This is a genomic window from Mucilaginibacter sp. Mucisp73 (assembly GCF_059491465.1).
Genome location: NZ_CP168507.1, coordinates 6,638,211 through 6,661,562 on the forward strand (window position 1 = coordinate 6,638,211; position 23,352 = coordinate 6,661,562).

The 23,352-nt window shown below is 44.5% G+C and carries 18 protein-coding genes; 5 read left to right on the forward strand and 13 right to left on the reverse strand.

Annotation, left to right across the window (positions count from 1 at the left end):
* Positions 1–224 precede the first annotated feature (224 nt).
* Positions 225–5,609: an Ig-like domain-containing protein gene (locus ACEN82_RS27660; protein ID WP_413321783.1), complete on the forward strand. Its 5,385-nt coding sequence runs from the start codon at positions 225–227 to the stop codon at positions 5,607–5,609.
* 141 nt (positions 5,610–5,750) lie between these two features.
* On the opposite strand, the gene ACEN82_RS27665 is transcribed toward ACEN82_RS27660, so the two are convergent.
* Positions 5,751–6,527, reverse strand: coding sequence for a GDSL-type esterase/lipase family protein (locus ACEN82_RS27665; protein ID WP_413321784.1), 777 nt, complete (start codon positions 6,525–6,527; stop codon positions 5,751–5,753).
* A 31-nt stretch (positions 6,528–6,558) separates the two neighbouring features.
* Positions 6,559–8,676 carry a prolyl oligopeptidase family serine peptidase gene (locus ACEN82_RS27670; protein WP_413321786.1) on the reverse strand — a complete coding sequence of 706 codons (2,118 nt, stop codon included), beginning with the start codon at positions 8,674–8,676 and terminating at the stop codon, positions 6,559–6,561.
* A 341-nt stretch (positions 8,677–9,017) separates the two neighbouring features.
* Here ACEN82_RS27670 and ACEN82_RS27675 point away from each other — a divergent pair, with 341 nt between their 5' ends.
* Positions 9,018–9,773, forward strand: coding sequence for an outer membrane beta-barrel protein (locus ACEN82_RS27675; protein WP_413321788.1), 756 nt, complete (start codon positions 9,018–9,020; stop codon positions 9,771–9,773).
* 123 nt (positions 9,774–9,896) lie between these two features.
* Here ACEN82_RS27675 and ACEN82_RS27680 read toward each other — a convergent pair whose 3' ends face one another.
* Together ACEN82_RS27680 and ACEN82_RS27685 are read right to left on the reverse strand one after the other, a co-directional pair.
* A complete protein-coding gene (locus ACEN82_RS27680; RefSeq protein ID WP_413321789.1) occupies positions 9,897–10,244 on the reverse strand; it encodes a hypothetical protein in 348 nt (115 codons plus the stop codon).
* A gap of 10 nt (positions 10,245–10,254) precedes the next feature.
* Positions 10,255–10,497, reverse strand: a complete 243-nt coding sequence (locus tag ACEN82_RS27685) for a hypothetical protein (RefSeq protein ID WP_413321791.1) — start codon at positions 10,495–10,497, stop codon at positions 10,255–10,257.
* A gap of 114 nt (positions 10,498–10,611) precedes the next feature.
* Between ACEN82_RS27685 and ACEN82_RS27690 the strand changes: the two genes are divergently transcribed.
* Both ACEN82_RS27690 and prfA read left to right on the forward strand, forming a co-directional pair.
* A complete protein-coding gene (locus ACEN82_RS27690) occupies positions 10,612–11,358 on the forward strand; it encodes a UDP-2,3-diacylglucosamine diphosphatase (protein ID WP_413321792.1) in 747 nt (248 codons plus the stop codon).
* Between the two features lie 321 nt (positions 11,359–11,679).
* Positions 11,680–12,753, forward strand: a complete 1,074-nt coding sequence (gene prfA, locus ACEN82_RS27695) for a peptide chain release factor 1 (protein ID WP_091167385.1) — start codon at positions 11,680–11,682, stop codon at positions 12,751–12,753.
* A gap of 245 nt (positions 12,754–12,998) precedes the next feature.
* Here prfA and ACEN82_RS27700 read toward each other — a convergent pair whose 3' ends face one another.
* From ACEN82_RS27700 to ACEN82_RS27730, 7 genes are all read right to left on the reverse strand, one after another.
* Positions 12,999–15,272 (reverse strand): Tex family protein, encoded by a 2,274-nt coding sequence (locus ACEN82_RS27700; protein WP_413321794.1) that lies wholly within the window; start codon positions 15,270–15,272, stop codon positions 12,999–13,001.
* 284 nt (positions 15,273–15,556) lie between these two features.
* A complete protein-coding gene (locus tag ACEN82_RS27705) occupies positions 15,557–16,903 on the reverse strand; it encodes a DUF58 domain-containing protein (protein WP_413321795.1) in 1,347 nt (448 codons plus the stop codon).
* 8 nt (positions 16,904–16,911) lie between these two features.
* On the reverse strand, positions 16,912–17,889 hold the full coding sequence (locus ACEN82_RS27710; protein WP_090534833.1) for an AAA family ATPase: 978 nt from the start codon (positions 17,887–17,889) through the stop codon (positions 16,912–16,914).
* A 2-nt stretch (positions 17,890–17,891) separates the two neighbouring features.
* Positions 17,892–19,073: a DUF4350 domain-containing protein gene (locus ACEN82_RS27715; protein ID WP_413321797.1), complete on the reverse strand. Its 1,182-nt coding sequence runs from the start codon at positions 19,071–19,073 to the stop codon at positions 17,892–17,894.
* Positions 19,070–19,834, reverse strand: coding sequence for a DUF4129 domain-containing protein (locus ACEN82_RS27720; RefSeq protein WP_413321798.1), 765 nt, complete (start codon positions 19,832–19,834; stop codon positions 19,070–19,072). The genes ACEN82_RS27715 and ACEN82_RS27720 overlap by 4 nt, the downstream gene beginning before the upstream one ends.
* A 7-nt stretch (positions 19,835–19,841) precedes the next feature.
* The gene (locus tag ACEN82_RS27725; RefSeq protein WP_413321799.1) at positions 19,842–20,714 is read right to left on the reverse strand and encodes a hypothetical protein; all 873 of its coding nucleotides are present in this window, start codon (positions 20,712–20,714) and stop codon (positions 19,842–19,844) included.
* Entirely contained in the window at positions 20,715–21,677 is a 963-nt protein-coding gene (locus tag ACEN82_RS27730; RefSeq protein WP_413321800.1) for a stage II sporulation protein M, read from the reverse strand.
* A gap of 90 nt (positions 21,678–21,767) precedes the next feature.
* Between ACEN82_RS27730 and ACEN82_RS27735 the strand changes: the two genes are divergently transcribed.
* Positions 21,768–22,502 (forward strand): RDD family protein, encoded by a 735-nt coding sequence (locus tag ACEN82_RS27735; RefSeq protein ID WP_413321801.1) that lies wholly within the window; start codon positions 21,768–21,770, stop codon positions 22,500–22,502.
* On the opposite strand, the gene ACEN82_RS27740 is transcribed toward ACEN82_RS27735, so the two are convergent.
* Positions 22,496–22,855: a DUF2752 domain-containing protein gene (locus tag ACEN82_RS27740; RefSeq protein WP_413321802.1), complete on the reverse strand. Its 360-nt coding sequence runs from the start codon at positions 22,853–22,855 to the stop codon at positions 22,496–22,498. The genes ACEN82_RS27735 and ACEN82_RS27740 overlap by 7 nt on opposite strands.
* Positions 22,855–23,328 (reverse strand): DUF5684 domain-containing protein, encoded by a 474-nt coding sequence (locus ACEN82_RS27745; RefSeq protein ID WP_217633233.1) that lies wholly within the window; start codon positions 23,326–23,328, stop codon positions 22,855–22,857. The genes ACEN82_RS27740 and ACEN82_RS27745 overlap by 1 nt, the downstream gene beginning before the upstream one ends.
* Positions 23,329–23,352 lie beyond the last annotated feature (24 nt).

Consider the following 23,352-nt stretch of genomic DNA (forward strand, 5'->3'; position numbering starts at 1 on the left):
GTATTTTTTTAATCTATAAAAGAAATAATTTCATCAGGGTTTCATTGTGCATTTTGTTGACGTTTTATCAAACCTATTTTTAGTATTTTACGTAAAAAGGCGCACATCATTGCCGGATTGGTATAGCATAACAGTATTGTTTGCCAATCTTAAAACTGTGCTCAATAAGGGGAGTTGTTAAAATGAGCCGCTTGCAGCCACATTTATTGAGTATAAAGAGACTTATGAAGAACATTAATAAGCCGTTGCTTGTACTATTCCTGTTGGTTATTTGGTCGTTAGCAGGGTATAGTCAAGTTTGTACATTGAATGTAACCATATCCTCAACAGCTAATACGATATGTTCGGGAAAGAATGTAACGTTAACCGCTAATCTATCGGGCGGTACAGGCCCATTTACCTATATCTGGAACACCGGTGAAAATACGCCATCTATTGATGTAAACAAAGCCGGAACGTATACGGTAACGGTTAGTGATAAAACCCCGGGCTGCCAGCCAAAAGTTGCCAGTATTCCCATTACCGCTGTAGCTTCTCCAAATCCGCCTACGGTAGCCAATCAGGTTGTTTGCCCCAATACTTCGGCAACTTTAACAGCAACGGCTCCCGGAGGAACTTACCAATGGTATGATGCTGATGGCAAATTCTTGTTTACAGGTAACCCATATGTAACAGGCCCAATTACCCAGGGTACCATTTTTTATGTGGAAACAACAGTAGGCAGCTGTACCAGTACACGGAGCTCGGTTGTTGTTAATGTAACAGGCCGGCCAGGCATTCAGGCAGATCCGGTGTGTTATGGTACCCCCGCAACGTTAATAGCCTCGGGTGCCGACAGTTATGCCTGGTATTCAAATTCCTCGGGAACAGGAACACCATTGAGCAACGATGCAACCTATATAACACCCCCATTATTTGCAAATACCACTTATTATCTTTTTACAGTAATTAAAGGTTGTGCCAGCTCCGGTATCCCTGTAGTTGCCCGGATTAATGCACCGCCAGCCGTTCCTGTACTTCCTGCAGGTGGCTACAGCACTTGTTCCGGATCGGCTATTACGCTGCATGCTGATGCCTCGGGGGTAGCCGAGTGGTTTGATGTACCTTCAGGAGGCACTCCGTTAATTTCAAGCCCGGATTATACAACCCCGGTGCTTACCTCTGCGGTTACTTATTATGTGCAAACACGGGTAGGCGATTGCACAAGCGACCGTATCGCGGTGCCGGTATCTGTAACGCCGATACCGGCCGCGCCACCTTCGCAATCACCGTCTGCCTGCTATGGCACCGGTATTACCTTAACTGCCGATCCATCGCCCACCGGCACGTATAACTGGTATACAGCAGCCACAGGTGGCAGTTCGGTTGGTACTGGCAATACTTTTCAAACCCCGGCTTTAACAAGTAATAAAACTTATTATGTTGAGCATACCACCGGTGGTTGCACAAGCGAACGTACCCCGATAACAATTACTGTTACCCCTGCCCCGGATGCACCGGTTGTGCCCGACGGGCCAGTAATTTGTAATGGGGCAACAGCCTCTTTAACGGCAACATCGGCACAAGGCGGAAGTTTTCAATGGTTTACCGCGGCCACCGGCGGTAACTCTATATTTTCGGGCGATACATTTACAACTCCCGCTTTAACAGCCACCACAACTTATTATGTTCAAACCACGGTAGGAACATGTATCAGCGAGAGGTCGGCAATTACTGTGACTGTTCTTGATCCGATCCCTGCCCCTGCTGTGCAACCGGTTCCGGCAATATGTGCCGGTACATCGGCCACACTTACAGCAACAGGCTCGCCCGATGAATATGAATGGTATGACCAGGCCACCGGCGGTAACCTGTTAGTAACCGGCAACACCTATGTTACGCCGGAGCTAACTGCAAATACCACTTATTATGTACAAAGTATAGCTAATGGCTGCAGCAGCCAGCGTACCCCGGTAACCGTACAGGTTACCCCACTGCCTGCCGCTCCAACGGTTAACGGTACTGCAACGGTATGCCCCGGCGACCCTGCCAGTTTAAGCGTTCCGGCTTCGGGCGCAACCATTCAATGGTATACTGGTGCTACAGGCGGTACACCGGTGCATACCGGCAACACTTATACTACCGATCCTTTGTTTGCACAAACAACTTTTTATGCCGAGGCCGTTAATGGCACATGTGTTAGTCCGCGTACCGCTTTCACGGTATCAATAACATCTATTATTGACCCCCAGTTCCGGTATCCTTCGGGCACGATATGTACATCGGGAAGTAATGTAAAGCCTGCTATTCTTAATCCGGCCGGAGGTACTTTTTCGTCAACACCGGGGCTGGTTTTTGTGAGTAACACCACAGGCGAGATCAATGTGGCGGCAAGTATTCCCGGAAAATATACCATTACTTTTACCTATGGGGGCTCATGCCCGGGAACGGCCAGCCAAAGCATCTCCATAGTAACAACACCGGATGCTACTTTTACATATAATACCCCCATCTGTAACGATGTAAAAAACCCGCTGCCGGTTTTCCAGCCGGGGGCAAGTGCCGGCGTTTTCAGCGAACCGACCGGTAATATCGTATTTAAGAATCCCGGCACCGGCGAGATTGACCTGGTGAGAAGCCACGCCGGGGGGCCGTACACCATAACCAATACCATAGCCGCAAGCAGCGGCTGTCCGCAAAGTATTGCTACCAACCAGATAACTATTTACAATAGGGTTATCGTTGATGCAGGCCCGGACCAGGTTAAAAAGCAGGGCGACCTTGTACAGTTGGCCGGAAGTTTCGGAGGGGGGGCTACATCAGTAAAATGGACAGGCGGCGCGGGGACGTTCTCCGACCCAACAAGTAAGGATGCTGTTTATACGCCGGCTACGGGAGAAAAAGTAGCGACACTAACTTTAACATCTAATGATCCTGCGGGACCTTGCGGTTCAAAATCGAGCACAGTTACTATAACTATAAACCCGGTGCCTGCCGCGCCAACGGCCCCTGGTAAATCTGTTTGTATAGGCAGTACAACCACCCTCGTAGCCACAGCGCCGGGCGGAACATACCGCTGGTATAGCGATGCTACCGGTGGAACGCCTCTTAAAGTTGGCCCGATATTTACTACCCCGCCTATACTAAACGATATTACTTATTATGTTGCGACAACTGTGGGCGGTATTACCAGTGCGCGTACCCCTGTTTTGGTTAAGGCGATACCCCCTCCGGCAGCACCTACGGTTGGCACCGATAACACAGCAACGGTTTGTGAAGGCCAATCTGCTATACTTACCGCAAGCGGCTCAACGGGCACCTACACCTGGTACAATGTGCCCGTCGGAGGCACCCCTGTACACCAGGGAAACCCTTTTCCTACAGCTCCGTTAACCATCAACAGAACTTATTATGTGGAGACTAAGGTTAATGACTGTATTAGTGAACGCACTAAAGTTGATGTAAAAGTTACGCCCGCCCCACAGGTAATAAGCAGCGCCACAGGCGATCCGATATGCAGCGGTACCGCGCTAAATTATGCGATCACCGCCGACCAGCCCGGCGCCACTTTTTCATGGGACCGCCCTGCTGTTGCCGGCATCAGTAACCCAGCAGTAACGGGGCAAACATCAAGCACAATTACCGAAACACTGTTAAATAACGATGCAAACGGCGCGGCTGTTGACGTGACTTATAAAATAACACCATATTTAAACGGTTGCCCCGGAGCTGTGTTTACATACACAGTAAAGGTAAATGCCACCCCCGTGGTTAAAAGCGCTCCGCCCGGCCCGGTTTGTAATGGTACAAGCACCAATTACGAAGTTAAATTTAACACCCCGGTAACGGTAACAAGCTTTACATGGGGCAGGGAGGCCGTTCCGGGTATCAGTAATGCTGCTGTAGCGGGCCAGGCGTCACCTACTATAAAAGAGGTGCTTTATAATACCACCAATGCGCCTGTTGAAGTTACCTATATGTTTAATTTTAAAACGGGCGACTGTCCGGGAGTTCCGTATCCGCTTAAGGTGACGGTTAACCCGGGAGCGGTAATTACCAATCCGCCGCCGCTGTCGTCTGTTATGTGTAACAACACCCCACTTGGGCTTACTTTAACATCCAATATATCTACGGCTACGTTTTTATGGAGCAGGCCGGCTGTCACCGGCATCAGCAATGCCGCGGTTACCGATCAAACCGCTAACCCTATTAATGAAGCCCTGGTCAATACCACAACAAACCCTATCCAGGTTTCTTACACCATAACACCTGTAGCATTTGGCTGCCCGGGTACTCCGGTTAAATATACGGTAACTGTAAGGCCCCAGACATTAAAAATAGAAGGGCACAGCAACAGCCCCGTTTGCGAAGGCAATGATATTATACTGCAAACCCAGCCTATAGCTGGTGCAACATATTTATGGACCGGCCCCAATAATTTCAGATCGGAAAGCCAAAGCCCAAGTGTAACTATTCCAAAAGCTACAGCCGCTAACGCGGGTCCTTATAATTTGTATCTGATAATTAATCAATGCCCGGGCGAACCATATATGGTGCCGGTTGAAGTACACAGTATCCCAATTGTTGACGCGGGAGGCCCGCAAACTGTTTGTGTCAGGGTTCCGTACATACAGCTTGATGGCAGCGTACAAAGTGCTACCGGCACAGGGACCTGGACCGGGGGGACGCCCAATGGCTTCTCTAAGCAGGATGATCCCAAAGCACGATATACTCCGACAACGGCAGAAAGGAATGCGGGATCGATTACCTTAACCCTTACATCAACCGGGAAGGATGATTGTGCTCCGGTATCCAAGGATGTTACAATTACCTTTGCGCCAAGCCCTGGTGCCGATGCCGGACCGCCAAGCATCGATAATGTTTGTATCCAGAGCCCAATGGTGCCGCTGAGCGGACAGGTATTTTCCGGAACTACAGTAAAATGGACATCGGCATCGGGATTGGGGCGATTTATCCCTTCGGATAATGTACTTAATCCAAGCTTTCAGCCAGACCCTATTGATATTGCCAAGGGCTCGGTTAAATTAACGCTTACCGCAACCCAGGCCGATGATTGTCATACCCCCACTGATGATATCACCATCAATTTTGTGCCGCCGCCGACGGTGCAGGCAGATGCAGCCGGCGATACGAGATATGTTTTAAAAGGGCATACGATCACTTTAAACCCGGTGGTAGGCAGCGAAAACGTAAGCTATGAATGGACTCCGGCCACCGGTCTGGACAACGCTACAGCTAAAAACCCGGTAGTAACCGGCGATCAGGATGTAATTTATCAACTGAAGATCACCGATAAGTCAAACGGCTGCGTTAACAAAAGCACTGTTGCGGTTAAGGTTTCGCCGGTAATAAACGTTAGTAACACCTTTACACCAAATGGTGATGGGGTAAATGACTATTGGGAAATTAAAGGCTTAGTAGCGTATGAAAACAGCACAGTTGATGTTTACAACCGCTACGGGCAACTTTTATTTCATTCTGTAGGATATCCTAAGCCCTGGGATGGCACTTACCAGGGAAAACCGCTGCCGTCCGGTACTTACTACTATATAGTAAATACAAAGATGAATAACATTGTTATTTCGGGCTATGTAGTGATTTTGAGGTGATTAGCATGAGTGTAGGGTTATATAACGCCTATTATTTAACTTACACGAAGTAACTTAATGGTATTGAAAACCAATATGTTCTTTCGGCTTTGTGCATTGTGCTTTTAGCTTTCATTTAAGAGATGTAAAGCGCCAAGTAATTTATTTAAAATAGCGCTTTATTATTTTATTGATAGCCGTGCCCCAAAACTCACCTAAAGCTTCGGCCCCTTTTTTATTGGGGTGAAGATAAAAAGTACCTTGTTTACCATTCTCGGGGATGAGATCAGTTAAATGATTTTTTTCGAAGTAGGCGAATGCTTTGGTATCGCCGACAAAAACCTGTTTGGGGTTTGTTGAGGCGTATGCTTTTACAAGCGCATCTATCATCGGCACATAGCTTTGCAGCCTGCTTAACCCTTCCTGCAAATATTTTGCTCCATTATAGGTGTTAGGACTATACCATAACGGGTGCTGGAAAATGATAACCGCTTTTGGAAAATCGGCTAAAAGTTTATCAGCTATGGTCTTTAAATTTTTTTGATAATCTTCAGGCGATACGGGCGCGCCATGCGGCCCGTGTATAGCACTGTCATTTGTACCCAGTTTTATCGAAAATATCAGTAAAGCATCCTTATTGGTAAACGCGCTGGCGGCTTCTTCAACTTTAGCAAAAGTACCTGTACCTGGCAAAAAATCGAGCGTGGTGTAGCCGCTATGGCCCTGGTTACTGAAGCTTACTGTGTCCAGGTTCTTTTGTTTTTGCAGATAAGCCACTGCCGTGGCTGGCGGCGCTTCAGTTGCCGGATTGGCCAGCTGCACGCCCTGGGTTATGCTGTTGCCTATAAATACAATGTTTAAATTTGGTTTTTTATGCTGCGCGAATGTTATTGCCGAGGCAACGAATAACAGAACAGCAGCTAACAGGTATTTTTTCATTTATAAATTGAGTATTGAAATTAAAAAATCGTTACCACTTTATCCCCATATTCCAGAACATGAAGGCCCATTTATCAACCTGGCCATTGATGAGCTGGGCTGTACTTTGTCCTGCTCCGTGGCCGGCATTGGTTTCAATGCGGATAAGTGTTGGCGCAGTACCCTGCTGGTATTCCTGCAGGCGTGCCGCGAATTTGAAGGAATGGGCTGGTACCACACGGTCGTCATGATCGGCGGTGGTAACCATGGTAGCAGGGTAAATGCCCGGTTTAAGGGCATGGTATGGTGAGTAGTTATAAAGATATTTAAACATTTGTTCCGAATCTTCGGCGGTACCATAATCATAGCTCCAGCCGGCACCTGCGGTAAATTTATTATACCTCAGCATGTCCAGCACGCCTACGGCAGGGAATGCTACTTTAAACAGGTCGGGACGCTGGGTTAGCATAGCGCCGATAAGCAGGCCACCGTTTGAGCCGCCCGACACGGCAAGGTAATCGTTGGAAGTATATTTATTTTTGATAAGGTATTCGGCCGCGGCAATAAAATCATCAAACACATTTTGTTTTTTTAGCTTGATGCCTTTGCGGTGCCAGGTTTCGCCATACTCGCCGCCGCCCCGCAGGTTAGGCACAGCATAAATACCTCCATGCTCAAGCAATATGATGTTTGATGTACTGAAAGCAGGGGTTAAGCTAATGCCAAAACCACCGTAAGCATACAGCAAGGTTGGGTTTTGCCCGTTAAGTACCGTCCCTTTTTTATAGGTGATGATCATTGGGATCTTTGTTTTATCCTTCGAGGTATAAAACACCTGTTTTGATTCATACTGTTCAGGATCAAACTTTGCCCCCGATTTTTTATAGACAGAGGAGGCGCCGGTTTCAATATCCAGCTTAAAAATAGTTGGCGGGTATATGTAATTGGTAAAAGTGTAATAGGTAACCTTCTCTTCTTTTTTTGCGCCGAAACCCGACGCGGAGCCTATTGACGGCAACTGGATAGTACGTTCAAGTTTGCCATCCATATTATATTGCTGGATCAGCGAGGTGGCATCCTGCAGGTATTCGGCAAAAATTTTACCTCCGCCGGTAGTGGCGCTTAATACGTTTTTAGTTTCGGGGATCAGGTTTTTCCAATGGGTGATACCCGGTTCGCCGGCATCAACAGTAACTATTTTAAAATTGGGCGAGTAGATATTGGTGAGGATATAAAGCTTGCTCCCCACATTATCCAAAACGCTGTGCTGGTTATCAAAATTGTTCACAATGTTAATGATCTGGCTGCCGGGTTTGCTCAGGTCCCGGATATAAAGCTCGTTGCCGGTTGTTGAAGTGGCGGCTGTGATCACCAAAAAGCGTTCATCCTCGGTAAGATAAGCTCCTATGTAACGGCGAGGGGTTTTATCACCGCCGAAGATCAGCTTATCGGTACTTTGAGGTGTGCCCAGCTTATGGTAATAAAGTTTATGAAACTGTGTCATACCCGAAAGCTGGCTGCCTTCTGTCGGCTTATCGTAGCTGCTGTAATAAAAGCCATCGGTACCATGCCATGCCAGTCCGCTGAATTTTACATCTTTCAGGGTGTCACCCACAACGCTTTTATCTTCGGTGTTAATAACGATGACCTTGCGCCAGTCCGAGCCTCCCTCAGAGATCTGGTAGGCTGCCAGCTCCCCGTTTTTGCTAAACTGGATGCCTTGTAAAGAGGTAGTACCATCGGCAGAGAATTTATTCGGGTCGAGAAAAACTTCGGGGGCGCCGTTATCGCCCAACTGGCGGTACAATACATTTTGGCTTTGCAGCCCGTCGTTTTTATAAAAGTAAACGTATTTGCCTTCCTTAAAGGGAGCGCTATATTTTTCGTAATTCCATAAAAACTCCAGGCGCTTATGAATGTCGGCCCGGTAGGGGATCTGATCGAGATAGTTGAACGTTACCTTATTTTCTTCCTGTACCCAGGCTTTGGTATCATCGGCATGGTCATTCTCCAGCCAGCGGTAGGGATCGGGCACTTGTGTGCCAAAATAGGTATCAACAACATCAACTTTTTTTGTTTTAGGGTATGGAAGTGTTTTTATAGTCATTTGTGCATGTGTATAGCTGCAAAATAAAACAGCTAATGCAAATAAACAGAACGTTTTTGTCATGGTTGTTTAAATTACAGGCAACTAAAGATAGCCATTCAGGCTACATTGCCGCAAGGCAATAACGGTTCAAAAGGTTAAAAGTTGTTAATTTTACACCCGATTGCTGTTTAATTGCCCGTGGCAGGCTATATTAGCGGCGTGAAAAAACCGTTGTAAAATAAGGGCAAATTATTAAAAATTACCCCTTTAACTTTTTGCAGTTGATAACCCGTGTGATTTTTAACCCGGAAGCGGAGCTTGTTATCACCGAAGTATCAATAATAATGCGTTTTTTTACACGTTTGCTTTGCGGTTAAGGATGCAGCGGCAACTAACGGTAATACAGTTACATAATAACAAACATGAAACAAACCCTTACTTTTTTTACAGCAGGCCTTTTAATACTGCTGGCATTTACTTCAAAAGCTCAGGATACCAACGATAAAGATGACGAAACCAAAGTAAAACTTAAACCTTATGTGGGCTTAGGTATGGGTATTTCTTATCCGTTAAGCGATTTCCAAAAGGTGGATTATAAGAATAATAAATCTGGCTTTGCAAACAAGGGTGTTACCTTTCAGCTTGACGGAGCATATTACATCTACAGAAATTTTGGTATCGGTTACACTTTCTCATACCAGGACCAAAGCAATTTTTCATATGATGACGACCTGATACTATCGCAGGGCTATACAACCGATTTTAAAGCCGACCAGGGAACTGTAACTGCCGATAAACGTTACCGTAGCTTTAACCTGTTAGTAGGCCCGCAATACACCTTTGTATGGCGAAGCCTGTCATTTGATTTAAGGGCATCGGCAGGTGCTATCAAAAGCCAAACATCACCGCAGTTAACCATTAGTGTTACAGGAGTTGACGCGCAAACCGGCAGCATTACCCAGCAAAGTGCCAAAGGCTATGCTTTTGCATATGGAGGCAGCGCGGCTATCAGGTTTGATATGGGTGCCGGCTGGGGATTATCGCTTAAAGGAAATTATGTTAAATCGCAGGGATATGATGTGACCACAACCGGGCGTACGCTTAATGTGGGCCGTTTGGTAACCAAACAGCCAATTACCGAAGGGCAGATTGTATTTGGCTTGTACAAAGCTTTTTAATTGAAGCTAAAAGCGAAATGCATAAAGCTTAAGGCTAAAAAACCTTAATAAGATTATTCTCTTATAAACAAGAAAAGCAGGTCAACGATCTGCTTTTCTTGTTTATAAGGCATTGATAGCTTATTAGTTAACCGTGATTTGCTCTGGTTTGTCGGCTACGATTTCGGGCTGACCTTTAAAAAACTCAAATGTGCCGGTTGCGCATACGTGTTTTCCTTTTATCGTAGACAGGTCGAGCTTTATTTTATTGCCCTTTATCGCTATGGTGTATTTTTGCCTTGGGTAAGCCGCGCCTAAGTTTAATAGGGTAAGTGTGTCGCTCACCGCTTTGTACGAGTAAACGGTATCGCACAAAGTGCCTGTTTTGCCTATATTAGCCTTGAAATCAGCCATCGTAAAGCCTTTTGACTGTGCAGATGCCTTACCGGCAAAAATGACGAGGATCAATGCCGGCAGTAGTAATTTTTTCATTATTGATATATCAGTGTTTTGATAATTGCTGGTCGTCATTCTTTTTATCGGGCGCAGGAGCATAGCCGTCTTCAAAATTTAAAGTAAATGACGATTCGGATGCGCGACTGGCGGCATTCAATCCGGCTACATCCGGCTCACTGTTATCGATTATTTCGTTACCGGTATCCTGGCCTTCGTTCTGCTCAAATTCGTTGCCGGGGTCTTTATCTTCCTGCGCATCGTCAAGATTTGGGTTTTCGAGGATTGCCATAATTTTAATGTTTAATGTATGCTGAATAACCACTAAGATACGGCGTTGTTTGCTGGTTATTGTGTAACAATCTTTATCTTTTCTGTTTGGCTGTTAAAACGTACTTTTGCCGATATGCCGGTTCGCGACAAACTCTATTTTGCTTCTGATGTTCATTTAGGCACAGGTACATATGCCTCAAGCCGCCAACGCGAAGATAAGATAACGCGCTGGCTCGACAGTATTAAGCATGATGCCGCCGAACTATTCCTGGTTGGCGATGTTTTCGACTTCTGGTTTGAATACAAAACCGTAGTGCCCAAAGGCTACATCCGTTTCCTTGGCAAACTTGCCGAACTTGCCGATGCCGGTGTAAAGCTTTACCTGTTTAAAGGCAACCACGATATGTGGATGTTTGATTATTTTGTAAATGAACTGGGCGCAACTATCATCAGCAATGAATTGAAAATTGAACGCGGCGGCAAAAAATTCTTCATTCACCACGGCGACGGGCTTGGCCCCGGTGATAACTTTTACAAGTTTTTAAAAGGTTTTTTCAGGAGCCGGTTTTGCCAGTGGCTGTTTGCCCGCATTCACCCAAACCTTGGCGTGGGAATAGCCAATAAATGGAGTCGCCACAGCCGGGATACGAATGCAAAGAAAGAAAATCCAAAACCAGGCGAACAGGAATGGCTGGTAAATTTTTGCCGTGAAGAATTAAAGACCAATTTTTACGACTACCTTGTTTTTGGCCATCGCCATATGCCGCTTGATATTCAAATGACCCCTAAAAGCCGTTATATTAACCTTGGCGAATGGATTTCATATTTTTCCTATGCCGTTTTTGATGGTAATGAATTGAGGCTGGAGTATTTTGTTTAGTTCATGGTTAATAGATCATGGTTCATGGTTTTTGATTGGACTAATTGATATTGATAGGGTGGCTTTGCTATGATCCATGAACTATGATCTATAAGCCGAGCTACTATGGTCCATGAACTATGAACCATAGGCGGGGTGCTCTATGATCCATCATCTATAAACTAAGAAAAACAACTTACAATCCGCTGAATTAAAATATGCAGTAAAATGCGTACTTTTGTGCACTTTTTTGCAGCAAGCCTGTAAGCCGCCCGAAACGTTAAATATTTCATAAGCCGGTTCAATATCAAACAGTTTTAGCTGCATCATTATTTATAAAATATGTTAGATAAATTAGAGCTGATATACGAGCGCTGGAAAAATGTTGAAGGTGAATTGAGCAATCCTGAGGTAATGCAGGATATGAAGCGTTTTGCCCAGTTGAATAAAGAATATAAAGACCTTGCCAAAATTGTTGATGAGTATCATATATACCGCAACATTATGAGCAATATCGAAACCAATAAAGAGATCCTGGCTACCGAAAAAGATGAGGAGTTTCGTGAGATGGCCAAAATGGAACTTGACGAACTGCTTGCTCAACAGGAAGTAAAGGAGGAAGAAATTCGCCTGATGCTAATCCCTAAAGATCCTGAAGATTCGAAAAATGCTATTGTGGAGATTCGTGGTGGTACCGGTGGTGATGAGGCTGCCCTTTTTGCCGGCGATCTTTACCGCATGTATATGCGCTATTGCGAAAAACGCGGCTGGCGTACCGAGCTGGTGGATTATACCGAAGGCACCAGCGGCGGTTATAAAGAGATTGTATTTAACGTAAACGCCGAAGACGCTTACGGGACCCTGAAATATGAATCGGGCGTACACCGCGTACAACGTGTGCCTGATACCGAAACACAAGGCCGTGTACATACTTCAGCAGCTTCGGTGGTTGTATTGCCCGAAGTTGATGAGTTTGATATCGACCTGCAGGTTAGTGATATCCGTAAAGATCTGTTCTGCGCTTCAGGCCCGGGTGGACAGTCGGTAAATACTACGTATTCGGCAGTAAGGTTAACCCACATCCCTACCGGTATTGTTGCCCAATGCCAGGACCAGAAATCACAATTAAAGAACTACGATAAGGCTTTACAGGTATTGCGTTCGAGGGTGTACGAAATGGAACTGCAAAAGCACCTGGAAGAAACATCAAAAAAACGTAAAACCATGGTATCAACCGGCGACAGGTCGGCCAAGGTACGTACCTATAACTATCCTCAGGGACGTTTAACTGAGCACCGGATCGGGTTGACTATTTACAACCTGCCGGGCGTATTGAACGGCGACCTGCAGGAAATCCTTGAATCGCTTCAGTTTGCAGAGAATGCTGAGAAGCTGAAAGAAGGGACAGTAGCGTAAGTTATAATCAGATATTAAATAGAAATCCCCAGCCGTAAGGTTGGGGATTTTTTTGTTTGTGAGAAACTATTCAGGGAGTTTGCTACTAACTTTTTAAAAAGATCGTCATGCCGAACTTGTTTCGGCACCCCACAGGACGAGTCGCAAATTTGCTTAGCAGGCTTGCTTAGCAAGTGGGGTGTTGAAACAAGTTCAACATGACTGGCTTTTGTAAACAAGCATGTGAGCAATCCCGTTTTTTTTAATTACAACTTAAACTTACCCTTCAAAGCCGCCAATTTCAAAGCCATATCTGTCTCCGGTTCTTTTTCAACCCTTTTATTAAAGTTGGCCTTGTTGTTATTGCCTTGCGGACGGCGGTCATCGCTCCGACGCTGGTTCGGTTCGCTTTTGTCGTTCTCTTTCATGGATAGGGCAATACGCTTGCGGTTCACATCAACCTCGGTAACAGTTACCTCAACCTTTTGATGTACTTTCAGTACCTCGTTAGGGTCTTTGATGTAACGGTTGGTGATCTGGCTCAGGTGAACAAGGCCATCCTGGTGAACGCCGATATCGACAAAAGCACCAAAGGCTGTAATGTTGGTGACGATGCCCGGCAGCTTCATGCCAACTTTCAGATCGCCGATAGCATTTACACCTTCTGTAAAGCTGAAAGCTTCAAACTGCTCGCGCGGGTCGCGGCCCGGTTTGGCAAGTTCGGCCATGATATCATTCAGGGTTGGCAAACCAACGGTTTCGGAAACATATTTTTGCAGCGGAATGCTTTTGCGCAGGGTTGGGTTGCTCATCAGGTCTTTCACCGTACACTTCATATCAGTAGCCATTTGTTCAAGCAAGCCATAACGCTCCGGGTGAACTGCACTGGTATCCAACGGATTTTCGGCATTGTGGATGCGGAGGAACCCTGCTGCCTGTTCAAATGCCTTATCGCCCAAACGCGGAACTTTCTTCAACTGCTCGCGGCGTTTAAAAGCGCCGTTCTGGTTGCGGTATTCCACAATGTTCTGTGCCAGTTGCGGACCAAGGCCTGATACATAAGCCAGGATCTGTTTTGAAGCTGTGTTTAGCTCAACCCCCACTGCGTTCACCGCGCTAATCACAGTGTCATCTAAAGAGGTTTGCAGCTTGTTTTGGTCAACATCGTGCTGGTACTGACCTACGCCAATCGATTTTGGGTCGATTTTCACCAGCTCGGCCAATGGGTCCATCAAACGGCGACCAATAGATACGGCCCCTCTTACAGTGACATCATAATCCGGAAATTCTTCCCTCGCAACTTCAGATGCCGAATAGATAGAAGCACCGCTTTCATTAACCATTACAATAGTCACGCCCGGTAAATTCAGGTTGCGAACAAATACCTCTGTTTCGCGGCCAGCGGTGCCGTTACCTATAGCAATAGCCTCGATATTATATTTCTGGAACAGGTGCTGTACTGTTTTTTCGGCTTCACGCGCCTGACCTGCACCCGTGTGCGGGTAAACGGTGGTATTTTCAAGCAGTTTGCCCTGTTCATCCAAACAAACCAGTTTACAACCTGTGCGGAAACCCGGATCAAGCGCCATTACGCGTTTTTGACCAAGCGGCGCGCTCAGCAATAGCTGGCGGGCATTCTCTGCAAATACGCGGATCGCTTCTTCATCGGCTTTCTTTTTGGTAAGCAGGCGCACCTCTGTTTCCATCGATGGTTTTAACAGGCGTTTGTAGCCATCGGTGATAGCCAGGCGGATTTGTCCGGCAGCCGGGTTGTTTGCCTTGATAACTGAATTTTCCAGTATCTCCAGTGCTTCATCTTCTTCAGGTTTCAGGTCGAGCCATAGGATCTCTTCCTTTTCGCCGCGTCGCATGGCTAATACGCGGTGCGATGGCGCTGTTTTAACAGGCTCAGTCCATTCAAAATAGTCTTTGTACTTAATGCCTGCCTCTTCTTTGCCTTCAACCACTCTTGATGCGAAAGTGCCTTTTTCAACAAACAGTTCACGGATTTTGGTACGTATTTCAGCATTTTCGGCAACGGTTTCGGCAATGATATCCCTTGCGCCGGCTAAAGCTTCTTCAACGCTGGCTACGCCTTTTTCATCGCTGATGTATTCGGCAGCTATCAGTTCGGGGTCGATATTTTTTTGTTCCAATAAAACATCGGCCAATGGCTGCAGGCCTTTTTCGCGGGCTGTAGTAGCACGGGTTTTGCGTTTTGGGCGATAAGGAAGATAAAGGTCCTCCAAAGTAACCATTGTTTCTGCTTCGTTGATCTGTTTTTCAAGCTCGGGCGTTAGTTTGCCCATATCTGTAAGCGATTTCAGGATAGCCTCGCGGCGTTTATCCAGTTCGCGCAGTTGCTGTACACGATCGCGGATTGCGGCAACCTGCACCTCATCCAAACTGCCGGTAAGTTCTTTACGGTAACGGGAAATGAACGGAACGGTAGCTCCTTCATCAAGCAAGCCTACCGTAGCGGTAACCTGCTTTTCAGCTACAGAAAGCTCTGCAGCTATTATTTTATAATGAATACTCATAATCAAAATTCGGACTGCGAAGTTGAGGGAATAGGCTTACAATTCAAAAAAAGATTGCTAACAAAAAGTTGAAAGTTTTGATTTGGCTATTGTTGGCAATGTAAATATAGGGTACATTTTGTTAGCCGGCAGTTTTAAATTGTCTCTGCGCGGACTAAACCGCCCGATGTTAAAAATGCAGATCTTTTCTTTAAGTTTCAAAATGCAAAGAATGCATGATCACGATAAGTAACATTAGCGCAATAGGTAATTAAGTAATGACAATTCGGGAAATGTATGGTCATTTATATCTTTTGCTTCGCCTTTATTTCCAGGTAGCGGTTTACTGTGTTTATGGTAAGGTTTTGGGGGGATGTCAGTATCGACTGGATGCCGTGGCTGGCCAGCTCTTTAACCATCAGCTTTTTATCGTAAGCAAACTTTTCGGCAATGGTTTTTATGTAGATGCCTTCGACATCTTTGGCAGGCTGTTCGCTCAGGGTTTTTAATTCCGTATTTTCAAAGAAAACGACCAACAGCAAATGAAATTTAGCTATCCTGCGTAAAAATGGTAATTGCCGTTGTAATGCCGAAAGGCTTTCATAATTGGTAAAGAACACCACCAAACTGCGCTGTTTTAATACCCTGCGTGTTGTAACATAAAGGGCCTCCATATTGGTTTCCAGATACCGGGTTTTTTCCTTGTATAAAACCTCCATTATCTTATTAAGCTGCGCGTAATTCTTATCGGCAGGCACTATAGAACCTATTTTTTCGCCTACAGTTATTAAACCCGCTTTATCTTCTTTAAGCAGGGCTACGTTTGATAGCACAAGGCTTGCGTTGATGGCATAGTCCAATAAACTTAACCCTTCAAAAGGCATCCGCATAGCCCGCGATTTATCAATGATGCAATAAACGTGCTGCGATTTTTCGTCGGTATAGGAGTTTACCATCAGGTCGCCCCGCCGGGCTGTGGCCTTCCAGTTTATGGTGCGATAGTCATCGCCCGGAACATAGGATTTTACCTGTTCAAACTCCATACTGTGGCCAATCCTCCTGATTTTCTTAATGCCTATCTCGGTGAGCCGGTTTGATATCGCCATCAATTCATACTTACGCATTTGTAAAAAAGAAGGATAAACGGGCAAAGTCTCAGCCTGCTCAAAATTGTAACGCTTAGATACCAGACCAATAGCCGATCGCACAAAAACCCGAATAAAGCCAAACTCATATTCGCCCCGGCGGGTTGGCCTCAGCATGTAATTGATCTGCTTACGTTCGCCGGGGGCAAGGGTTGTAGCAAACCAAATATCACGTTTCTGAAACTGTGCGGGGATCTCATCTATAATTCCGGTGTTAATCCTGAAACTATACCGGTTTTCGATATAAATACTAAGTTCGTTTTCGTCGCTGTTGCTCAAGCGTTCGGGGGCAAGGCGTTTGGCAAACACGCCATCGGCAACACGGTAAAGTATAAACAAATCGGCAATTAATAATGCCAATAAGGCGTAAAACGCGATGTCGGGCATAATGCCCAACCACGGGAAGAAAAATGAAAGTAAATACAATACCACACAGGTAGCAACTGCGCCGAATAAACGGTTAGTTAAAAACAAGTTGGTATAAAATAGTCGGAATAGTTTTTTCACGCGCTTTACTATCGTGGCACTTCAATTTTTTGTATTACCTGGGTTATCACCTCGTCGGGCGTTACGCCTTCCATCTCCTTATCAGGCGTTAACATAATCCGATGGCGCAGCACAGGAGCGGCAACATAAATAATATCATCGGGGGTAACAAAATCACGCCCCCTGGTTGCAGCAAGCGCTTTGGCTCCATTAACAATAGCCAGCGACGCACGTGGCGAGCCTCCCAGCTGCAGGGATTTGCTGTTACGTGTTTCGTGGATAATTTTAGCTGTAAACTCCAGGATCTTATCTTCTACATGCAGGGCCCTCACCTGGTTGCGCAACTGGTTGATATCAGCAGCGGCGAGTAAAGGTTGTACCTGGCTTAGCTGATCGGTTGTTTTTTGCTGATGCTGACGACTAAGGATAGTTATTTCTTCTTCAAGTGTCGGATATTTCACTTCTATCTTAAACAAAAACCTGTCAAGCTGGGCTTCAGGCAGGCGGTAGGTACCTTCCTGCTCAACCGGGTTCTGTGTTGCAAAAACGGTAAAAGGCTCTTCCATTTTATAGCGGTGCCCGTCAATGGTAAGCTGCCGTTCTTCCATTACCTCAAACAAAGCCGATTGTGTTTTTGCCGGTGCACGGTTGATCTCATCTATCAGGATGATATTACCGAAAATAGGCCCTTGTTTAAATTCAAACTCGGTTGTTTTAGGGTTAAAAACAGAGGTTCCCAGGATATCCGATGGCATCAGATCTGGTGTGAACTGAATACGGGAGTACCGGGCATCTATTGTTTTGGCGATAAGCTTTGCGGTAAGCGTTTTAGCAACGCCCGGCACACCTTCAATCAGGATATGGCCATCGGCGAGGATCCCCGCAATAAGCAAATCAATAGAATCATGCTGACCTACGATGATGGTTGCCAGCGTGGCTTTTATTTGCTCAACAGCAGTGCTTAATTTAGATAGATCGGTACGTTGTTCAAAAAATTCGTTTTCCATATTTATCTGGATTGGATATAAAATTGTTCAATAAGTTGGTTGAGCCTGATGAGCTCCTGATCTGTTACAATGTCATGAGTACTGATGAAGATAAATGCACCTGACAATTCACGGGCAAGATCTTCGGTTGCACCGGTACGGTTAACCAGTTCTTCTACAAATTCGGGACCTGGCCGGTTTGATTTTATCCGGTAGGTTTCGCGTATAAAAGCCCAGAAATACTGCATTTTTTTCCGGGCGATGTTAATGTTGTCCCTTCGTTCATAGTATACCTGCCCTACTACGTTCACGAAATCCACAGTTGAATTTTCGAGCGGTTTAATAATTGGAATGATCCGCTGACGCCTTTTTGCCTCATATAGCACAAATATCAGCAAGGTAAACAATGCCAGATAGTAAGCCGCTTTTAACTGCGCATTCCCAAGGAATACCCTCATCGGCGAGTCATTCTCTCCGGTACCCTGAGTATAATATTCGTCCCAAACTATCTCCGGTGTTTTCTTTACCATGGATAAAGCGGTAGAAGCCCATTCGGCCCCCTGAGGCTTTAACAAGCTGTAGTTAGTGAACATACCCGGATTGGGCGTTAAATACAGGTTGCCTTTCCCCATCGGATACTTCAGTAAGTTGGCCTTATGGTCGTCCGTTTCACCTATAACTACTGCATGTGCGGTATCAAATTTATCGTAATAGCCTGCCGTTAAACCTTTATCAACAAAATAATTCACCTCGGGCGACAGGGCCGGGTTTACAAAATGCATTAACGTATGAGCATTCCCATTAACCGCAAATTTATTAGTGATGCTTATTTTAAGTTCCTTTTCGAAATCGGCCCCTAAAAATCCGGCGGCGATAAAAACGTCATTACCGGCAGTAATATATTGTTTAAGCTGTTTAAAATCGGGCTTGGTAATATTGAGCCCCCCTGCTATGATAATATAGGATGAACCCTTAATGGAATCTTCGGCAATAGTATTGTAAATGGCCTGGCGTTTAGGTTTGATCACGGCTCCGGGAAAAATATCCCGGGCACGCTCATAAAGTACCCGCGTACCATATGGGATTTTATCGGTATTGCTGAACGTAGGCGTCCAGTTAATATCTTTGGGCTTGTTCATGTTTGCTACTATGTAAACAGTAAACAAAGCTGTAGCTATTATAAAGTAAATCTTAAGGTCCTTCATAACAGCTGCTTTTTAAAGTTTTGAAACAACTGGTTTATATTGCCAAAAGCAGCACCATCTATATTAAAACCGCCATACCATACATATTCAAACTGCCGGGTCAACGACACAAAAGACTGCCGTACGGATGGATTGTTTAATTCGTACACATATGCTGAATTGGTTTTTTCGGGCAGCCATTGGATAAGACCGTTATCACTGAGCTGTTTTAAACTCCGCAGATAAAGCAGGCGAACAGCCAGCCGGTAGTTATGATTTGAAATTGCCTTTTCAATCTCCTCATCAAAATTAATTTCGTGGATATTCTCTGCCGATTCGGTATAGGCCAGCGGTGTTTTACGGGATTTACCTAATAACAGGCTGCCCATATCCATACCCAAAAGTTTCATGATGAAGAAAATGATCGCACCTACAGCCAGTATCAAAAAGAAGTACTTTAAAAAAGTTCCAAAGCCGGGGCTTATACTTAAGCTGCCAAATAAGGTACGCCAAAACCACATCCAAAACCTATCCCAGAACGACAGCTCATTGCCTATACTTTTATCGTTATACTGATATTCCTTGTCGGCCCGGTATTTATCAAACGCGTCTTCGTTAAAACGGCGTACGTTAACCTTCGAACTATCCATACGCAAAACCGGGGGCTTTTTTTTAGCAACGGTATCTGTTTTTAAGGGGATAGCCTGTCCGCCAACTTTAGCCGCAGCCGGCTCAAGGGCAAAGCATAACAGTATGAACAGGATTAGTATCGGTTTAGGCATAACTCAATTAGTATTGTTCGGCAGGCAGATCGTCGGCTTTATCGGCATGTGTGCCAAATGCTTCTATACGCTCTAAGATCCCGGTTCCGTCTTTTCTTTCCTGGAGGCTAAAATAACACAAGGCAATGGCTATGGTTGGAATAGCATAAGTAAGTAGTAAAATATTTTGAAGCATACTGAAAAATATCACTGCTGCTATTGAAAGATATTTAAAAGAAACGAGGATCCGCAATGAGGCAACAAGCATTAAAGGTATACTGGCAATTGAATTACTTACACTTACTATCAGCGAGCAAACAAATATGATCCCAAAAACCATCCACCAGTGATCTTTTATAAGCCGGAAGCCTTTATTGAATGAGTATCCAAATGAGGCGTTCTCCATGATCATGGTAGGCAAAATAAGGTAAAATATCGGCGTAAGATATATGCCTGGTATTATACAAAATAAAAAACCGAAAATGAGCAGGATGAATAATAAAAGACCACTCCCTAACGAACGGAAAAAGTAATATTTAAAATAACCCCAAACGTCTTGTGCCGTTGGTTTATCTCCTTTTTTTTCAAGATAAACTGCGACAAAACACAGGGTGGTAAGGTATATAAAAAATTGTGCCAGCATCATTACAAAACCGTTTGCTGCAGCACTTATACCCACTTTGAGGGTGCTGTTATAGTCGCCTTTAGCGCCTGCATCAAGACTGTCATAAACAGATAATTGTGAAAATGCAGTGGCAACAGTACCAACCAGCAAAAAAAAGCCGCAGATAACGAGTAATGACGAAAAAAGCGGTTTGAAATTCTGTTTCAGGAAGGTGAAGGTGTCATTTATTATTTCGCCAAAATCACGGATCCTCCTCAGTTCAATAATATATTTCATTTAATGATCGGTATTAATATAGTTTAGGTTTTTATTCAGTTTTGCAGGATAAAGTATCACATACCATATCATGAACAGTAATGATGAGGCTAATATAATAATACTTAACCAAACGGGCATTTCGGTATGGCGCGTTACAAAGCTTTCAAAAAAAGCGGCTAATAATATGATGGGAATAAGGCCTACTGTAATTTTCAAGCCCTCAAGCGCCCCTTTTTTTAATGATTGCAGCCGGGTATACGTTTTGGGAAACAACAAACTGTTACCAAGTACTAAACCGGCACCACCGGCCACAATAAACGACGACATTTCAAGCGTACCATGGATCCAAATCACCAGTATGGATTGGATTCCCAGTCCCTTGCTGAAAAAATAATACTGAAATGAGCCAAGCATAACGCCGTTCATTAAACTGGCGTATAATGAACCAACAGAAAAAAATAAGCCCATCACAAAAAAGCGCAGTTCGACATAAACATTATTGATGGCTATCTGGAAAAACATCAGGCCCGAAGAACTGCTTTTATATACACCGAAAGGATCACCTTTCGCGATGTTATCATTGGTCATGTTCACATAATCATCGCCAAGGATAAGCCGTACAAAATGATTATCGTATTTGGCCGAAAGCACTCCCATACAGGTAAAAACCGCAAAGAAGATAAGCGAATACAATAACTGCCTGCGATGCTGAAAAAAAAGCAGCGGCAGTTCGTATCGCCAGAAAGCTGCAAACCTGTTACTTTTTTCCTTTTGATTTTTGTAAATGTCCTGGTGAAACGTTGATGCAAGCCCGTTAAGGTACTTTGTTGTATTTGACTGCGGAAAGAAAGTTTTGGCGTATGCCAAATCATCAGTAATGGCTATAAATGCGGCAGCAAGCTCATCCGGATCGGTTGGCTTATTGGTTTCATAGGCCTTCCATTTTTCGGTATTTTGTTTGATAAACAGCGCCTCACGCATTTTAAAAAGCAGGTTTTATTTTTTGTTAAAATACTCACAAATCTTTAATATGCTATCATATTTTACACTAACAAATTTATCTTTGTTAAGATGCAAACCATAACCGTACACACAACACAAAATATTGATATAGACTATGAAATAGCCGGTATTGGCGAACGGATAGTTGCCCGCATAATTGATTACGCCATTTTCATTGCTTTCTATTTCATCTTTATTTTTCTGATCATCGGAAAAATGCCCGAAAGCGTGCTGGTAACATGCGCAATTATCATGGCGGCGATATTTGTATTTTACGATTTGATTTGCGAAACGCTGCTTAATGGCCAAAGCGTTGGCAAGCGGATAATGAAGATACGGGTGATTAGCCTCAATGGTAACCGTCCCCGCTTTGGACAGTACCTGTTAAGATGGCTGATGCGCATGGTTGATTTTGGCATTACCCTTAACCTTGGCGCACTGCTTTGTGCCCTGGTGACTGAAAACGGCCAGCGTATAGGTGATGTGGTTGCCGGAACAGCTATGGTAAAAACACATCCGCGTACCAAAATAGACAGCTTAACATTCAGGCCATCGGGCGACGATTATGAACCTACTTTTAAAGAAGTAGCTGTGCTAAACGATAACGATGTAAGGCTGATAGCCGACGTGATACATAATTACATGAAAACGCATAATGCCGTGGTTGTTTACAACATGGCAACAAAACTAAAAGAGCATTTGAAAATAGCCACACTGCCTCCCGATATGAACGACCTACAGTTTTTACAGGCTATTATCAAAGATTACAGCCATGTAAGCGCCATGTCTGAGCCTTATCAATAAGCAACATGATTATAAAGATGCCACATCTTTATAACATAGCTGATAAGCACGATACTACCATTGATCATAAAAACGGTTTTCTTTACAACCGCTTTGTCAGTATCAAGTTTAAAAATAACATCGGCTATGCCGTAGATAAAAAAAAGGATCAGCGGAATAGCCGCGGGATATAAAAGGAAGCTTTTTTGAAGATCGCCCCGGATAAGGGCTATAACCGATCGCTGAAAACCACAGCCCGGACAATCAATACCCGTAAGATATTTAAAAGGACAAGGTAACAAATGCCCCTGCAGCCAGTGGATAAATCCCAACGGGCTGCAGGAAGCATATATCATGATATTATTTACCCACATTAATAGTTTTGTGGAGGTGGGTTTTGATTATTGAACGGATCGCGGTAATCATTTGGGTTAAATGGTGCAGCGCCCTGTGCTTCTTTGGCAGATGGACCCAAATAGGTTGCGCTTCCAAATCCAAGAATCGGATAAAAAATAAACGGGAAGATAATCAGACCAATTGTAAAACCTTCACTTTTACCAAAGCTTTTACTTAACAGGTTAATCATCCAAATACCAAAAATTATATTAGCGCAAGGGATCAGAAGCATGATAATCCACCATATAGGTTTTCCAATTATCTCAAGTAGTACAATGATGTTGTAAATTGGAATGATTGACGCCCAACCAGGTTTTCCTGCTTTGGTGTACACTTTCCAACTACTAATCACCACGATAACCCAGATTATAAGGCACGGGATGAAAAATGCACCAAAAATAGCACCAGCCATGCCCGCAGACATGTCGGAAGAAGAAGTGTAAGAATCCATAATTTTGTTTAGTGTTTAAGTTTA

Bases quoted from the DNA above. Each gene is read 5' to 3' on its own strand.
- ACEN82_RS27730 (WP_413321800.1), bottom strand. From the start codon at position 21,677: ATGCGTGAGGCGCTGTTTATCAAACAAAATACCGAAAAATGGAAGGCC.
- ACEN82_RS27720 (WP_413321798.1), bottom strand. From the start codon at position 19,834: ATGCCTAAACCGATACTAATCCTGTTCATACTGTTATGCTTTGCCCTT.
- ACEN82_RS27675 (WP_413321788.1), top strand. From the start codon at position 9,018: ATGAAACAAACCCTTACTTTTTTTACAGCAGGCCTTTTAATACTGCTG.
- ACEN82_RS27725 (WP_413321799.1), bottom strand. From the start codon at position 20,714: ATGAAATATATTATTGAACTGAGGAGGATCCGTGATTTTGGCGAAATA.
- ACEN82_RS27680 (WP_413321789.1), bottom strand. From the start codon at position 10,244: ATGAAAAAATTACTACTGCCGGCATTGATCCTCGTCATTTTTGCCGGT.
- ACEN82_RS27740 (WP_413321802.1), bottom strand. From the start codon at position 22,855: ATGTGGGTAAATAATATCATGATATATGCTTCCTGCAGCCCGTTGGGA.
- prfA (WP_091167385.1), top strand. From the start codon at position 11,680: ATGTTAGATAAATTAGAGCTGATATACGAGCGCTGGAAAAATGTTGAA.
- ACEN82_RS27735 (WP_413321801.1), top strand. From the start codon at position 21,768: ATGCAAACCATAACCGTACACACAACACAAAATATTGATATAGACTAT.
- ACEN82_RS27745 (WP_217633233.1), bottom strand. From the start codon at position 23,328: ATGGATTCTTACACTTCTTCTTCCGACATGTCTGCGGGCATGGCTGGT.
- ACEN82_RS27665 (WP_413321784.1), bottom strand. From the start codon at position 6,527: ATGAAAAAATACCTGTTAGCTGCTGTTCTGTTATTCGTTGCCTCGGCA.
- ACEN82_RS27670 (WP_413321786.1), bottom strand. From the start codon at position 8,676: ATGACAAAAACGTTCTGTTTATTTGCATTAGCTGTTTTATTTTGCAGC.
- ACEN82_RS27715 (WP_413321797.1), bottom strand. From the start codon at position 19,073: ATGAAGGACCTTAAGATTTACTTTATAATAGCTACAGCTTTGTTTACT.
- ACEN82_RS27690 (WP_413321792.1), top strand. From the start codon at position 10,612: ATGCCGGTTCGCGACAAACTCTATTTTGCTTCTGATGTTCATTTAGGC.
- ACEN82_RS27700 (WP_413321794.1), bottom strand. From the start codon at position 15,272: ATGAGTATTCATTATAAAATAATAGCTGCAGAGCTTTCTGTAGCTGAA.
- ACEN82_RS27710 (WP_090534833.1), bottom strand. From the start codon at position 17,889: ATGGAAAACGAATTTTTTGAACAACGTACCGATCTATCTAAATTAAGC.
- ACEN82_RS27660 (WP_413321783.1), top strand. From the start codon at position 225: ATGAAGAACATTAATAAGCCGTTGCTTGTACTATTCCTGTTGGTTATT.
- ACEN82_RS27685 (WP_413321791.1), bottom strand. From the start codon at position 10,497: ATGGCAATCCTCGAAAACCCAAATCTTGACGATGCGCAGGAAGATAAA.